Below are 13,497 nucleotides of genomic sequence, written 5' to 3' on the forward strand. Positions count from 1 at the left end.
TTGAGCCTGAAGAGGTAATTACTAAGCTCTCGGGTTGATGAAAACTAGTAATTAAATAAAATCGCCCTAGGTTTAAGGGGTCTAGGGTTTCACGTTTTGGTATATCTCACACGACATTATAAAAAGAATAGAACGTACTGAAGATAACACATGAATGTTTCATAAATGTATCAAAAAAATGAACAAATTGTGTTTGAAATAAAAAAGGTCCTTACTATTATGTAAGAACTCCATAAACAAAGAAAAAAGTCGTATGTGCCTCTATATTAGAATCGAAATAACATTTTTAATATTCAATTATATATAGTTTTCTATATAACTTAACGTGATGAAGTTAAATAAAAATGTTATTTTAATACAAAACGAAATTGAAAGTTAGCAAGCAATACTTAAATAAGTAAAAGCGGCAAATCCATAAACTAATAAGCTACTAGTAGCAAGGAATTTTATAATTTCATTTGTAGAAATAATAGTTAAACATATTGCTATAGATGCACCTATAAAGAATTGGTACTTCGTATGTATATTTGTAAGATTAATTATTACAAGTACAGTTAAGAAAAGTGAAATGAAGTTCAAATATCTTTTCATTGTCATATTTCCTTTCAATATTTGATCTGTATTTATTATACCGGATTGTACCAGTAATAACATACTTTGTAATAGATCGTAATAGAAATCTCATTTTGCCATAAATAAAAAGGCGGTTGTTTCCGCAACCACCTTTCAGCAAAATAAAGCACTTTTTCAGAAATAAAATATGGATAATTCCTGAAAATGTTATAGGATATAATCCCATTTTTATAATTCAAGTGACGAGCTTAATTTATAAGAAAGGAATGACTACATTATATGAAAACTTGTCTAACAAGGTTACAAATAAAAGAGCAGCTAGCAAAGGCTAACTGCTCAATACAAGGAGATACAGAGAAAACTAAATGGGTTTTGGCATACAGCCTATCAACATTATGGACATAATATTGAGTTTTATTCGAAGGAATTCATGTTTTATAAATTAGATTATAATAATAGATAATTTAATAAATGATACGATTGGTTTAGGGTTAGTAAGGCAATACATCGCTCCACAGAAATTAGAAATGGCTGTAGCTTGTATAATGAAATAAGTGATGATATGGCACGAAAGCAAACGCGAGAGTCTCTTAGTATTGTACTAGATAAAACGATAAATACGTTTATAAAAATGAGGAATAAAAGAAAGGACCCCCTGGAGTTCGGGTCCTTTTAGAAGTGATGATGTTTTCTCGGCTTGGGAAACTGAGAAAATACAAAAATATAATACATTGAGATTTAGAGAATTTCAATACTAAATTAGAGATTATCATGAGGGAGTTATAACGAGTTACTATTTATATATTCACAAATAAAACAACATAATATCACCATGAATCCCTATAACAATATGAATTTTTGCATATTTCAAAACCTAATATATCCTTCAAAAAATTTTAATAGTATAATATGTTTTGTCATATTCTTTTAGATTTTTCGACAAAAAATAACATAAATAGAAAAGATATTGGGAGAAGGAATTATGTACACAAAACTACTAAAATCAATTACATCATTATCACTTATTGGTGGTGCTTTACTATATACAAATGGTAGTGATGTAAGAGCAGCTGAGGCAAGTATTTTTTCTGATGTGCCTACGTCGCATTGGTCGTATCCGGCGATTAAAGATTTATCGAGTAAAAATATTATTTCTGGTTATGGAAATGGGAAGTTTGGTTTCGGTGATGTTGCAACGAGAGAGCAAGTTGCAGCTTTAATTTATCGTGCGTTGTTACCGAATAAGCAAGGTGGTACGTTTAGTAATGATGGTGCTCGTTACGTATTACAAGATGGATCTACTTTAAACAATCCGTATCGAGATATTCGCTCAGGATCCACATTGTTTCCAGAAGAGGTTTTAACGTTAACGAAATTAGGGATTTTTAACGGGGATGGAAACGGAGGTTTTAGACCGAAAGATTCTGTTAGCCGTGCAGAAATGGCGCAAATTATTAAAAATGCTTTTCAAGTTTCGGCTAAGCAAAAGCATACATTTAATGATGTTCCTAATGGTTTTTGGGCAGAAGGGGCGATTAGTGCGGTGCAGTCAAACGGGATTGCATCTGGTACAGGCGACGGGAAATTTGAACCTGCTAAAACGGTAACGCGTGAACAATATGCACAGTTTTTATATAATGCTTTGCAGTATAAAAAGCCTGCGGTTGCGGTGCAAAATACAGGAGATGCAGCACTATTAGCAGGATTCAAAGATGAAGTGCAGAAGCGTATTAATGCGTACGAAACGAATATTACACTTCCATATAAAACGACAAATAGTAATACAAAAGAAGTGATGAATACACTTTTTAACGCCTATAAAGAAGTGGCAAGTAAAAATGAGTATACAAATAATAATAGATCGAATGTTTCATATGGACTTTCTGGATCACCTGGAAATTATACGTTTACGCTAAAAATTACATATCGTGAAACGAAAGAACAAACAGAATATGTAATGAAGCAAGCGAAGGCAATTGTTTCTTCTATTACACAAGTTGGGATGGATGATCACGAAAAAGTGAAAGCGATTCATGATTATGTCGTAAAACATGTTTCTTATGATACGTCTTATAAAGCTTACACAGCATATGAAGCACTCGTAAATCGTTCTGCGGTTTGCCAAGGTTACGCACTATTAACTTATCAATTATTAAAAGAAGCAGGAATTGAGAATCATTTTGTAGTAGGAACTGGAGACGGTCAGCCTCATGCTTGGAATTTAGTGAAAATCGAAAACAAATGGTACCATCTTGATACAACATTTGATGATCCTCTGCCAGATGAACAAGGCCGCGTAACATATTCTTATTTCAACTTATCAGATGAGCAAATCGCAAGAAATCATGAGTGGAACCGCGGGGACTATCCGCAAGCTACAACAAATTATTATAGTACATTAACAAATAAAATTGCTGCAGGTGGTACGAAAATCCCTGCCTATCAGCAAATATTAAAAGATACAAAGTTAAACTATTTAGGAAATGAATACATTGCAAATAACTATAACGAATTAAAAAATAAAATGCAGCAACGTTATAACGAAAAGTCACCAAAGATCGAAATCCTTTATAAACAATCAATGGATGGCGCATTGCAAGATGTGAAAAAAGCAATTGGGGAAATCGGTTATCCGCAAGGGGCGAGCCGTGTTTCTTATAAAGCGGAGCCGTATAATGCGAAAGAAGGGTATTCTTTAGTGACGATTACGTTTATGTAAAAAATAACCTAGATCCTATGGGATCTAGGTTGTTTTTTTATAACTTAATTTAACATATCATTTTATTTATATGTTACACCGTTCAAAAAATCTGCTTTATAGAGCGTGCCCTGTGCCTATTAACTTAAAAATTTTAAATTACCCCAAAACGAAAAAATGAACTTTTTTATTGTAAGTTAGGATACAATCTCGTTCTGGGGTAGTTGTATTTTCTTAGCTTGATAGGCGATGAGAGTCCAATACATATTATTAAAATTAAGATAATTCAAGCCGGAGAAAGGCACCATAGGGTGTTTTTTATTATCCTTCGACAAAACATGACAATATACAAACGAATTGTTTGCTACTATGAGATGAGAAATCTTACATTCTAAAAAATCTATTTAAAATAACCAATACAGATAGGCGTGAAAAAATGAAACGAAAGTTACTTACGGCGTTAACATGCAGTACATTGCTTATGGGAATGGCTGCTTGTAGCTCAAATGAGAAGGCTGCAACTGAATCAAAACCTAAACAAGAAGAAAAGGTTCAGGAAAAATTGAAAGTTCAAACCATTCAAAAGCAACAAAAAGATAGTTATGTAGTAAGTGAAGATGAATTATCTAAAGCGGCACAGTCGATTGGTGAAATCCAAAACGAGCAAACGATAAATGATATGATGATACATATGTCTTTACAAAAACTCACATTCAATGGGAATAATCTTCATGTTTCTGGTACTCGTGATGTAGGGCGGTTTCAAATGATAAAAGAAAACATTCAATACTTAAAAAACAACTTAAATGTTATCAATAATGATGAAAGACCCAAATATGAATCTATTCTGAACAAATGGTACGATGAAAATTTCGAATCTGCAGTTGAAGACTTTAGGGAAATTCATTATTTACGTTCTGGAACAAAGCAAAGTATGGAAGGATCTAAACTAGCTAAAAAAACTGTTAGTGATGAAAAAGAATTTATTCTCCATTTCTTTGGTCAAGAAGGATTAGATATTCATAATAAAGAATGGAAACATGGAGAGTTATAAAAATAACACTGAATTTCACTCCACTAGGAAGTACAATGTTTTTACTCTGCAATACGGTATTTCCTTCGGAGATAGTATCACATTGGCTTAGTGCATAATTTTACTCATGCCCTCTTCTATATCATTTTTAAAAATATAGATTTTAATTGTAAATAAGGAATCTAAATTTTATTTAATACCATTTTTTACGTGATAAATGAATGGTGAAATTTTCTTATGCGCAGTTCCACTAGGAGATTGCTTATAATGAGATTTAATAAATACACAGTCATGCTTATGTTTCTAACCATTGGCTCAAATGCCGCATTATCTATGTGGCTCAAGCAAGGACTTTTAGGTGTTTATCACGGCTATTGTTCTCTTGTTAATTGCTGCATGGACTACAAAGGATCTCATACAGACGGTCAGCATAAATAAATTATTGTATTTCTCAATAAACAAAAACAACTTAACATGGTAAAATAATAGTTGGATGGGAGTCCAATACATATTATTAAAATTAAGATGGTTCAAGTCGGAGGAAGGCACTTTAGGGTGTCTTTTCTTTTTTCTAAAAGAGAGTTTTGCTTTCAAGAAGATACATTTTTAATGGATTACTGCCATGAGTATATAGATAAAGTCCATCAAAACATGTATGTTCATGAATATGTAAAATTACATAAAATTTCCGAGAAAAAGAGAGTATACTTTCTTATTGTGTAATAAAGATAAAGCCCGCCTACGGAAATAGGCGAGCTTTTTTAACATATAAAGAAAAGCAACTTTTAAGGTGCCTTCCTTCGAGTTGAAACATTTTACTAGGTTAAGTTTTGTGATGATTATTTCTTTTCATTTAAATGAACTAGAGTAGTACATCACTTTATTTTTAAGCATCCTTCTCAACAAATATGAATATTTTCATTATCCTTTTCACTACAAAGGGTAGTAATTTAGAAGCTAAAAATGCAAGCACGAAAGCAATTGCCCATGTTTTTATCCATGATTTGAGAAATAAAGCTGTATACCCAACATTCATTGAAACCATGACGAAAGAGATAATACTAGATATACCTAAAATCATAAAGAGATTAAAAATTATCGGTTCAAATTTTTTATTGATTTTCAAAATTAACACCTATTTTCTATATATACTTTGCTGTCCGATTTCACCAACATCTAATCTTACAGTTTGAAATCTATGTTGTCCAGCTTGTTGTACTTTTCTGCAATAGCAATTATTGAGATGTTAACTAGTTTGTCTGGGATGGGAACTCATGATATTGCTATCAAGCTAAGGTTGTATAAATGAACACTTTATCTTTTTTATAGCATCGAAGTTCATTTTGGGGGCGAATGTAATATTACATCATTAAAGTAATAGTTGCACTTGAAACTCTGCATATCGCATGTCTTTTCCAATAGTTTTTTAGCAGAAGCAAGCAGCTCCAATGATGATTAATAAAATAAACAATACAACTAATAAAGCAAATCCTCCCGCGAAGCCATAACTATCACCAAAGCCGAGAACAGTTCCTCCTTTAAATAGGAGGGGGAAAACAAAGGATCAATTATGTGTTTTAACGGATTCCATTTACTTTATGTATTTATGAATGGAGCAGGTTCTTTTTAAAATAGATTTATTCTTTGAAGGAGTTCAAGGACAAAATAGGAGAATTTATATTATTTATTAATAGGGAATAAGTAGGAAATAAAATTTCCAAAAACACAGATAGAAATCCGCTTTTATACCTTTCATTAAAATAATACTAGCATTATATATTGTAAGGAATACTTATCCTTAATTGTAAATGAAAGGGGGGATTAGTATGAGTTATGGCTATGATCATCCTCCTGAAAAACATCATAAACACCACAATGAAACTTTGTCAACGGGTGTATTACGTAGACATTCCGCTACGTTGTTTCTTACTGTGGAAGCTATGAATGTTGATCCAGATGATACTCATACAGTAACTGTTGAAATGTTTGATTGGTCATCGGGTTCTCCGGTATTGTTACCATTAGTAGACCCTTCAACACAAACATTGGCACCTAATCGACGTGTTACTTTTCGTTCAGCAGCTCTTTCTTCAGGTGTTTTTGCTTATGAAGTAAGAATCATTCGTTCGAAAGATAGAGATGTTGTTACGAATGTTTTTGGTCTTAGTGCAATCGTATTTAACCCACAAGAAGGAAATAATGTTTTACAACATGATTTAGCAAAATTAGATCTTAAATAGCTTTTATAAAAGTTTATTTATTGGACAAGATTAAAAAAGAGTAGGATTACATCCTACTCTTTTTTAACATCAATTATATTAAAATTTTAAAAGAAATCCTTCATCATTTTCACATCTTTAATATTCACTGTTACACCTTCAACCTTATCCTTCTTCTCATCTTTAGCAATCGTAATTTTCTCATTATTATCAACCCAAACAAGAAATTCTTCTTTTGTGTCATCTTTATATGTAACGGTAATAGTAGAATGTGCCGATTCTCGCTTTTTTTGATCTAAAGTGATTGTTTTAGGCGTGCCTTTTTGAACTGCGGAAACGATAGATTGTATCATTTCTTCGTTGTCTGTTTGAGATTTAGAAGTAGTATTATTGGTTGTCTGAAGTATTTCGATATCTGTAATGTTTGCGGAGTTTAATTGAAAGGCATTTTGTTTCTGTTCTTGCTTAGCTTGTGAAGCTTTATCTGTAGCTGAGGTGCTTGTGCAGCCTATTAAAGTGAAAGATAGAGCGGTTAGAGCGCATATATAAGTGGTTTTTTTCATTATATCCCCTCCTTGGCTTAATCATAACAATTTTCTGTTAATTTAGGTAGTTATTGTAAGAGGATTTATTTTACTAGTTTTAGGATAGAGAAAATTCAAGAGGAGGTTAACCGTAAATAATAACCATCAGGGTCTACAATACGAAAATCCTTCATTCCCCAAGATTGCATTTTAAGGTTAGATTCCACTGGATAATTTTTTTCTAATACATGTTGGTATATTTGTTCAATATTATCAAAAACCATGATAACTTCAACACCTTTACCTTTTGGCTTAAGTCCACCTGTTTTTAAATAATGATTTTCATTGAGAATATAATCAGGGGTTAATAATAAAGAAAAATCCCCTAGTTTAATCATTGCACTAGTTGCATTCTTTTTTGAGAATACAAGGGTAAGGATTTCCTCATAAAAACGAATAGATCTTTGCAAATCTTCTACAAATAACTCTAGACGAAAGTGCATATGTACTCTCCTTTTCATTTTTTTTTCAAATTTTATGTTTAACATTTCGAAAATAGGTGTACTACATATAATATAACAAATAATTCATTTTAAAGGAGGAAGTTAAAGATGGAAACGAAGTATAGGAAACCTTTTGTATATGAATTTATTACGGAGAAAGAGGTCATGAATGCGGCGAATGATCTAGTAAAGAAAGGAATAGACCAAAAAGATATTTACGTATTAACACACGAGAAAGAAAGGACAGATAGAATCGCAGACAATGCAGACGTGAATACAATTGGTATACAAGAGGAGGGACTTGGGACAAGTATTATTAACGTCTTTCAAAAAACGGGAGATCAGTTAAGAAATAAGATGCAGGAGTTAGGGCTTAATGAGGAAGAAGCGAACTTCTACGAAGAAAAGCTGGATGAAGGGAAAATCTTGTTATTCGTTAAAGATTTAGAGAGAGTCGGTGAATGGTTACAAGAAAGAAGATGCATGTATTCTATTTAAATTTGTATCCTGTAAATCTATAAATCTATTACGAAAAGGAGATGGGAAATATGAGTGAGAGCGGACTAAAAGAACAAATTACTGGTAAAGTGGAAAAGACAAAGGGACAAGTGAAAGAAGGAATTGGTGAAGTTACAGAAGATAGAAAGTTGAAAAATGAAGGGAAGTGGGACAAGACGAAGGGAACGATAAAAGAAAAAGTCGGAAAAGTGAAACAAAAGATTAGTGATGGGTTGGATAATAAAGAATAATACATGTTTATCAAGCTTTGGTTACATACCAAAGCTTGATAAATACAATATAAAACGAATATAGGAGGGTTAATTGTGGGACTGATTATTACGTGTATTGTAGGTGGACTTATTGGTGCGTTAGCTGGAATGATTACGGGAAAAGACTTTCCTTTAGGTATAGTTGGTAATGTGATTGCCGGATTAATCGGATCTTGGGTAGGTAGTGCATTATTTGGTCATTGGGGTCCTGAATGGGGAGGCATCTTTATTCTTCCAGCTTTATTAGGTGCAATCGTCTTTATTTTAATCGTTACATTCTTCTCTAGAATGCTACGGAAAGCGTAAGTATGATCATGAATAGTAATCTTAAATTTTTTATATATAGCTATAAGGTTGATAGAGTGATAAATATACATAAAAAAGCATCCAATTAAACTAATTTGGATGCTTTTTTAATGTAATCTACATAGGAATGAGTGGAGGATGAAGAACCCCCACTCATTGAAATTACAATTTCTATTATGTATTAAACCATCGTTACTTTTTTACAATTATTTATTCTTACGACCTGCCTTGGTTCTATATGAGGTAAGTCCTCGCTATTACCTATATCCACTACAATTGTATTCGTTAGTATATTAATAATGGAACCAACTAATTTTGTAGCATGATCGTGTCGATAAGAAAATTGAACAAAATCTCCTTTTTTAAAATTGTGCTCTTCCATAGATAGATCCCCCTAAAAATAATGTTTATACATTATACATACACAAATTTATAAGGTTTAAACATTTAGTAGTATATTTTACGTGTTAAGCTGAGAAAGGTGTGGAAAATTTATTTATAATAAAAATAAAAAAATATGTTTAAAACTAATTTTTATGGGTAATTAACATAGTAGTAGTTTGAGATAAGGGGGCGGAAATGATGAATTTGGGAATAAATATTTTGCAAAATGATGTAGGGTATACGGTACAGCTTAATGGTGAAATTGATGCATATACGGCATCAGATTTGAAAAATAAGATGATGCCTATTGCAGGCGAAAAAGAGGTTCATATTGTCGTAGATTTTACTGAGGTAGAGTATATGGATAGTACAGGTTTAGGTGTTTTTATAGCGCTATTAAAAGCAGTTAAGAAAAATGATGGAAAACTAGAGTTTATTGGTGTATCTAAAAGGTTAAAAAGATTATTTGATATTACAGGGTTAACAGAAATATTAAATTTGAATTCCGATTTTGAAAAAGTAGAAAGAAGGTGACTAGGGATGATGGAGAGATTTGAAAAGATAGAAATGAAAATTCCTGCAAAGGCAGAATATGTGGCTATTATTCGTTTAACAATGGCTGGTGTTGCGAATCGAATGGGCTTTGCTTATGACGATATAGAAGATATGAAAATTGCTATTAGTGAAGCATGTACAAATATTGTACAACATGCATACAAAGAAGACGTTGGAGAAATTGCAATTGTCTTTGGGCTATATGAAGATCGATTAGAAATTATGGTTGCGGATAATGGGGTTAGCTTTGATTTTAACAACTTAAGAAGTAAAGTTGGTCCGTATGATATTAGTAAACCAGTAGAACATTTGCCGGAAAATGGTTTAGGTTTATATTTAATTAATACATTAATGGATGATATACAAATCATGCATGATGAGGGCATGACAGTTTTAATGACAAAATATATACAAAGAGAGCAGGTGGAGAATGATGGAAATCCAATCTCAACCTACAACTCTTACTAAAGAAGACGTTATGAAACTAATTGCAGAATTTCAACAAAACCAATGTGATGAAGCGCAGGAAAGGTTAGTTGATCATTATAAAAATCTTGTCTATTCCATTGCATATCGCTATTCAAAAGGCGGGCCGATGCATGAGGATATTATACAAGTAGGCATGTTAGGGCTCTTAGGCGCAATAAGAAGGTATGATTATTCGATAGGGAATGCTTTTGAGCCTTTTGCAATACCTACGATAGTAGGGGAAATAAAGAAGTATTTACGCGATAAAACTTGGGGCATTCACGTTCCAAGGCGAATTAAAGATTTAGGTGGAAAAATTAAACTTGCGATAGAGGAGCTAACAGATCATTTGCAACGTTCACCGAAAATTATAGAGATTGCGGATCATTTAGGACTATCCGAAGAGGAAGTACTAGAAATTATGGATGCGAAAAATAATTATCGAGTATCTTCCTTAGATGATGTAGTTGAAAATGCATCTGATGGAAGTTCGGTAGCGAGAATTGAATCTGTAGGTGAAGTAGAGCAAGGATATGAAGAGACAGAAAGGCGTCTCGTTTTAAAAGATATTTTTAACGTATTAAATGAAACGGAAAAGAGTGTTATTCATTATATATTTGAAGAAAATTTAAATCAAAAGGATACAGGGGAACGGTTAGGTATTTCACAAATGCACGTTTCTCGTATTAAAAGACAAGCGATAAGTAAATTGAAGCAAGCCGCATTTTTAGATACATAAAAAATTTAAAATAATGATGTTTAAAACATGAGAAAAGGGGTACGTATTAAGTATAGGAGGAGATATAAAAATGTCACACGATGTGAAAGAACTAATCGAAGGATTGAATGAAGATTTAGCAGGAGAATACTCAGCAATTATTATGTATAACCATAATGCAGCAACAGTTTCTGGTATATATAGACAAGTGTTAAAACCTTTCTTTGAATCTGAAATTAGTGATGAACAAGGACATGCCCTATATTTAGCGGAGAAAATTAAGACGTTAGGTGGTACACCTACTACGATCCCTTTACCAGTGAAACAAGTAGAAGACGTTAGAGAAATGTTAGAAGAAGCTAGAAAGTCAGAATATGAAACAATTAAGCGTTATGAAAAGAGAAAAGAACAAGCAGCGAAATTAAATATGACAGAGTTAGTTGTAAAGTTAGAAGATATGATCGCAGATGAAACAAATCATATGGAAGAATTGGATCGTCTTTTAAATGATAAAGCAATGGTGTTAAATTAAAAGTGGAAACTTATAGAGTGAAAGAACAAACTCTCATTTCTGGGGGTTTGTTCTTTTGCTATATAAAAAATATGTTTGAGTAGGAAATTTTTATTTTATAACTGAGTATGTAATACTAGAAAAATAGAAAATAATAATCGATTTACATTTTATATAAGAAAAGGGGAAATCACTTGTGTCCATTTTAATTGTAGATGATAATCCGGTTAACATCTTTGTAATTAAGAAGATTTTAAAACAAGCCGGATATCAGGATCTTGTATCGCTGAATTCTGCACAAGAGCTTTTCGAATACATCCATTTTGGAAAAGATTCTTCCAGGCATAATGAAATAGATTTAATACTATTAGATATTATGATGCCTGAAATTGATGGACTTGAAGTTTGTAGGCGATTACAAAAAGAGGAGAAGTTTAAAGATATTCCTATTATTTTTGTAACAGCTTTAGAAGATGCGAATAAATTAGCTGAAGCTCTTGATATGGGGGCAATGGATTATATTACAAAACCTATAAATAAAGTTGAATTGTTAGCGCGTATGCGTGTAGCATTACGCTTGAAATCGGAATTAAATTGGCATAAAGAACAGGAAGAAAATCTTCGGAATGAACTAGATTTAGCTACGCAAGTACAAAGAAACTTATTAAGTAGCCCATTAAGAGAAGAACACATAAAAATCGAAGCAAGTTACTTACCTTCATTTAAACTAGCTGGAGATATGTATTACTGGTATAAAATCGATGAAAACCGCTACGGTATTATATTATTAGATGTGATGGGACATGGTGTATCCGCTTCCTTAGTTTGCATGTTCATTTCGTCTGTATTACGTGAAACGATTAAATGTTTAATCGATCCAGAACTTGTCATGAAAGACTTAAATAAATATATGACCCTTTTACATAATGAGAATGACAATATTCCCTATTATTTTACAGCGATATACTTAGTAGTTAATACAGAAGATAGAACGATTGAATATGTAAATGCAGGACATCCTTCTGGATACGTTTTAGTTGATGAAACAAATGTAGTGGAACTAAATCGCGGGAGTTGTGCGGTAGGATTTTTTGATGAAATAAAAGTTGAAAAGACAGTTATACCTTTTGAGAAGAACGCTCAAATCGTATTGTTTACAGATGGTGTACTTGAAGCAATAGCAAATGATGAATTTGAGGCTGAAGAGAAATTACGTACTTTTACAGAAAGAAAATGGGGAGAGTTAGAAGAAGAGATAGAAGGGTTTTACAAGGAAGAACAGAAGGAAGCACAATCAGATGATATGTGTCTTATCATGATACAAGCGAATGCGAAATAAAAAGCGTATGAAATCCAAATAGAGGATTTCATACGCTTTTATTGTATTTTTTGATAGATTTGTTCGTGTGGATTAAATTGCGTATAATGCGGCATGATATCCGAGAAACGAAGAGTTTCTTTATTTCCTAAACATAGGAATCCATTGTGACTTAAACTTTCATAAAATAGTTGCTGTACTTGGTTTTGAAGTTTACTTGTAAAGTAAATTAAAACGTTACGGCAAAGGATAATATGAAATTCGTTAAAAGATTGATCGGTTACTAAATTATGTTGTGCAAAAATAATGTTTTGTAACAGTGAAGGATTAAAATAAGCAAAACGACTATCCGTTGAATAATAGTTAGAAAATGCTTGTGTACCGCCAGCTTGTAAATAATTTTTCGTATAAGTTTGCATTTTATTTAATGGAAGAATACCTTGTTTTGCTTTTTCTAACACATCTGTATTCATATCTGTTGCGTAAATAATAGCTTTTTCACTTAATCCTTCTTCATGAAGTAAGATGGACATGGATAATACTTCTTCACCAGTGGCACATCCAGCATGCCAAATTCTAATTTCAGGATGCTTTCTTAATTCAGGAATAACATGCTCTCTCAGCGCCTTAAAAAAGATAGGGTTACGGAACATCTCAGTTACATTGATCGAGAAATCATTTAATAACTGCTCTAAAACCCCTTCCTCATGAATTACTTTTTCAATTAACTTTGAAATGGTAGGGATATGAGAAATCTGCATTCGATTACAAATCCGCCTATAAATAGATGTGCGAGCGTATTGGCGAAAATCAAATCCTGATAGTTTAAATACCGCTTCTAATAGTAAGTCAATTTCTAAGTTCGTACGCTTATCCGTATCTACTGATGGATCAAAATTATAATACTTATTTTCCAC

17 protein-coding genes and 1 pseudogene are annotated in these 13,497 nt (G+C 32.3%); 11 read left to right on the plus strand and 7 right to left on the minus strand.

Going from position 1 to position 13,497, the window contains the following annotated elements; all coding sequences use genetic code 11:
• Positions 1 to 375: 375 nt before the first annotated feature.
• Positions 376 to 591 carry a hypothetical protein gene (locus ACTFR9_RS19225; protein WP_000833256.1) on the minus strand — a complete coding sequence of 72 codons (216 nt, stop codon included), beginning with the start codon at positions 589 to 591 and terminating at the stop codon, positions 376 to 378.
• A 964-nt stretch (positions 592 to 1,555) separates the two neighbouring features.
• On the opposite strand from ACTFR9_RS19225, the gene ACTFR9_RS19230 reads away from it, so the two are divergent.
• Positions 1,556 to 3,292, plus strand: coding sequence for an S-layer homology domain-containing protein (locus ACTFR9_RS19230; RefSeq protein ID WP_000288203.1), 1,737 nt, complete (start codon positions 1,556 to 1,558; stop codon positions 3,290 to 3,292).
• Positions 3,293 to 3,707: 415 nt separating this feature from the next.
• Complete coding sequence (locus tag ACTFR9_RS19235; protein ID WP_000823725.1) at positions 3,708 to 4,325, plus strand: DUF6241 domain-containing protein; 618 nt, start codon at positions 3,708 to 3,710, stop codon at positions 4,323 to 4,325.
• Between the two features lie 865 nt (positions 4,326 to 5,190).
• Here the strand turns inward: ACTFR9_RS19235 and ACTFR9_RS19240 are convergent.
• Together ACTFR9_RS19240 and ACTFR9_RS19245 are read right to left on the minus strand one after the other, a co-directional pair.
• Complete coding sequence (locus ACTFR9_RS19240; protein WP_000700215.1) at positions 5,191 to 5,430, minus strand: DUF2798 domain-containing protein; 240 nt, start codon at positions 5,428 to 5,430, stop codon at positions 5,191 to 5,193.
• Positions 5,431 to 5,730: 300 nt separating this feature from the next.
• Positions 5,731 to 5,805: pseudogene (locus ACTFR9_RS19245) on the minus strand (YjcZ family sporulation protein); the annotation flags it as partial.
• A gap of 325 nt (positions 5,806 to 6,130) precedes the next feature.
• Here ACTFR9_RS19245 and ACTFR9_RS19250 point away from each other — a divergent pair.
• The gene (locus ACTFR9_RS19250) at positions 6,131 to 6,544 is read left to right on the plus strand and encodes a hypothetical protein (RefSeq protein WP_000120200.1); all 414 of its coding nucleotides are present in this window, start codon (positions 6,131 to 6,133) and stop codon (positions 6,542 to 6,544) included.
• An 86-nt stretch (positions 6,545 to 6,630) separates the two neighbouring features.
• Here ACTFR9_RS19250 and ACTFR9_RS19255 read toward each other — a convergent pair whose 3' ends face one another.
• Positions 6,631 to 7,086 (minus strand): hypothetical protein, encoded by a 456-nt coding sequence (locus ACTFR9_RS19255; protein WP_000754259.1) that lies wholly within the window; start codon positions 7,084 to 7,086, stop codon positions 6,631 to 6,633.
• 95 nt (positions 7,087 to 7,181) lie between these two features.
• Entirely contained in the window at positions 7,182 to 7,550 is a 369-nt protein-coding gene (locus ACTFR9_RS19260) for a VOC family protein (RefSeq protein WP_000545705.1), read from the minus strand.
• Between the two features lie 108 nt (positions 7,551 to 7,658).
• On the opposite strand from ACTFR9_RS19260, the gene ACTFR9_RS19265 reads away from it, so the two are divergent.
• The 3 genes from ACTFR9_RS19265 (at position 7,659) to ACTFR9_RS19275 (ending at position 8,626) form a co-directional block, all read left to right on the plus strand.
• Positions 7,659 to 8,048, plus strand: a complete 390-nt coding sequence (locus tag ACTFR9_RS19265; protein WP_000448798.1) for a general stress protein — start codon at positions 7,659 to 7,661, stop codon at positions 8,046 to 8,048.
• Positions 8,049 to 8,098: 50 nt separating this feature from the next.
• On the plus strand, positions 8,099 to 8,299 hold the full coding sequence (locus tag ACTFR9_RS19270; RefSeq protein WP_000004269.1) for a CsbD family protein: 201 nt from the start codon (positions 8,099 to 8,101) through the stop codon (positions 8,297 to 8,299).
• Positions 8,300 to 8,374: 75 nt separating this feature from the next.
• The gene (locus ACTFR9_RS19275) at positions 8,375 to 8,626 is read left to right on the plus strand and encodes a GlsB/YeaQ/YmgE family stress response membrane protein (RefSeq protein WP_000522902.1); all 252 of its coding nucleotides are present in this window, start codon (positions 8,375 to 8,377) and stop codon (positions 8,624 to 8,626) included.
• A 181-nt stretch (positions 8,627 to 8,807) separates the two neighbouring features.
• On the opposite strand, the gene ACTFR9_RS19280 is transcribed toward ACTFR9_RS19275, so the two are convergent.
• Entirely contained in the window at positions 8,808 to 9,008 is a 201-nt protein-coding gene (locus ACTFR9_RS19280; protein WP_000391006.1) for a hypothetical protein, read from the minus strand.
• A 197-nt stretch (positions 9,009 to 9,205) separates the two neighbouring features.
• Between ACTFR9_RS19280 and rsbV the strand changes: the two genes are divergently transcribed.
• The 5 genes from rsbV to ACTFR9_RS19305 all read left to right on the plus strand — a co-directional run bounded on the left by rsbV (position 9,206) and on the right by ACTFR9_RS19305 (position 12,601).
• On the plus strand, positions 9,206 to 9,544 hold the full coding sequence (gene rsbV, locus ACTFR9_RS19285; RefSeq protein ID WP_061131460.1) for an anti sigma b factor antagonist RsbV: 339 nt from the start codon (positions 9,206 to 9,208) through the stop codon (positions 9,542 to 9,544).
• A 6-nt stretch (positions 9,545 to 9,550) separates the two neighbouring features.
• On the plus strand, positions 9,551 to 10,033 hold the full coding sequence (gene rsbW / locus ACTFR9_RS19290) for an anti-sigma B factor RsbW (protein ID WP_000970575.1): 483 nt from the start codon (positions 9,551 to 9,553) through the stop codon (positions 10,031 to 10,033).
• The gene (gene sigB / locus ACTFR9_RS19295; RefSeq protein WP_033670914.1) at positions 9,996 to 10,772 is read left to right on the plus strand and encodes an RNA polymerase sigma factor SigB; all 777 of its coding nucleotides are present in this window, start codon (positions 9,996 to 9,998) and stop codon (positions 10,770 to 10,772) included. The genes rsbW and sigB overlap by 38 nt, the downstream gene beginning before the upstream one ends.
• Positions 10,773 to 10,842: 70 nt before the next feature.
• Entirely contained in the window at positions 10,843 to 11,283 is a 441-nt protein-coding gene (locus ACTFR9_RS19300; RefSeq protein WP_000017747.1) for a ferritin-like domain-containing protein, read from the plus strand.
• A 175-nt stretch (positions 11,284 to 11,458) separates the two neighbouring features.
• Positions 11,459 to 12,601: a fused response regulator/phosphatase gene (locus tag ACTFR9_RS19305; protein WP_076856187.1), complete on the plus strand. Its 1,143-nt coding sequence runs from the start codon at positions 11,459 to 11,461 to the stop codon at positions 12,599 to 12,601.
• A 38-nt stretch (positions 12,602 to 12,639) separates the two neighbouring features.
• On the opposite strand, the gene ACTFR9_RS19310 is transcribed toward ACTFR9_RS19305, so the two are convergent.
• Positions 12,640 to 13,497: a CheR family methyltransferase gene (locus tag ACTFR9_RS19310; RefSeq protein WP_076856186.1), complete on the minus strand. Its 858-nt coding sequence runs from the start codon at positions 13,495 to 13,497 to the stop codon at positions 12,640 to 12,642.

This window comes from Bacillus cereus group sp. MYBK222-1 (assembly GCF_051916425.1).
Classification (GTDB): Bacteria; Bacillota; Bacilli; order Bacillales; family Bacillaceae_G; genus Bacillus_A; species Bacillus_A paranthracis.

What these genes read in the sequence shown, in the direction of transcription:
- ACTFR9_RS19235 (WP_000823725.1), top strand. Translation starts at nt 3,708, where the DNA reads ATGAAACGAAAGTTACTTACGGCGTTAACATGCAGTACATTGCTTATG.
- ACTFR9_RS19250 (WP_000120200.1), top strand. Translation starts at nt 6,131, where the DNA reads ATGAGTTATGGCTATGATCATCCTCCTGAAAAACATCATAAACACCAC.
- ACTFR9_RS19265 (WP_000448798.1), top strand. Translation starts at nt 7,659, where the DNA reads ATGGAAACGAAGTATAGGAAACCTTTTGTATATGAATTTATTACGGAG.
- ACTFR9_RS19260 (WP_000545705.1), bottom strand. Translation starts at nt 7,550, where the DNA reads ATGCACTTTCGTCTAGAGTTATTTGTAGAAGATTTGCAAAGATCTATT.
- rsbW (WP_000970575.1), top strand. Translation starts at nt 9,551, where the DNA reads ATGATGGAGAGATTTGAAAAGATAGAAATGAAAATTCCTGCAAAGGCA.
- ACTFR9_RS19270 (WP_000004269.1), top strand. Translation starts at nt 8,099, where the DNA reads ATGAGTGAGAGCGGACTAAAAGAACAAATTACTGGTAAAGTGGAAAAG.
- ACTFR9_RS19225 (WP_000833256.1), bottom strand. Translation starts at nt 591, where the DNA reads ATGAAAAGATATTTGAACTTCATTTCACTTTTCTTAACTGTACTTGTA.
- ACTFR9_RS19255 (WP_000754259.1), bottom strand. Translation starts at nt 7,086, where the DNA reads ATGAAAAAAACCACTTATATATGCGCTCTAACCGCTCTATCTTTCACT.
- ACTFR9_RS19300 (WP_000017747.1), top strand. Translation starts at nt 10,843, where the DNA reads ATGTCACACGATGTGAAAGAACTAATCGAAGGATTGAATGAAGATTTA.
- rsbV (WP_061131460.1), top strand. Translation starts at nt 9,206, where the DNA reads ATGATGAATTTGGGAATAAATATTTTGCAAAATGATGTAGGGTATACG.
- ACTFR9_RS19280 (WP_000391006.1), bottom strand. Translation starts at nt 9,008, where the DNA reads ATGGAAGAGCACAATTTTAAAAAAGGAGATTTTGTTCAATTTTCTTAT.
- sigB (WP_033670914.1), top strand. Translation starts at nt 9,996, where the DNA reads ATGATGGAAATCCAATCTCAACCTACAACTCTTACTAAAGAAGACGTT.
- ACTFR9_RS19230 (WP_000288203.1), top strand. Translation starts at nt 1,556, where the DNA reads ATGTACACAAAACTACTAAAATCAATTACATCATTATCACTTATTGGT.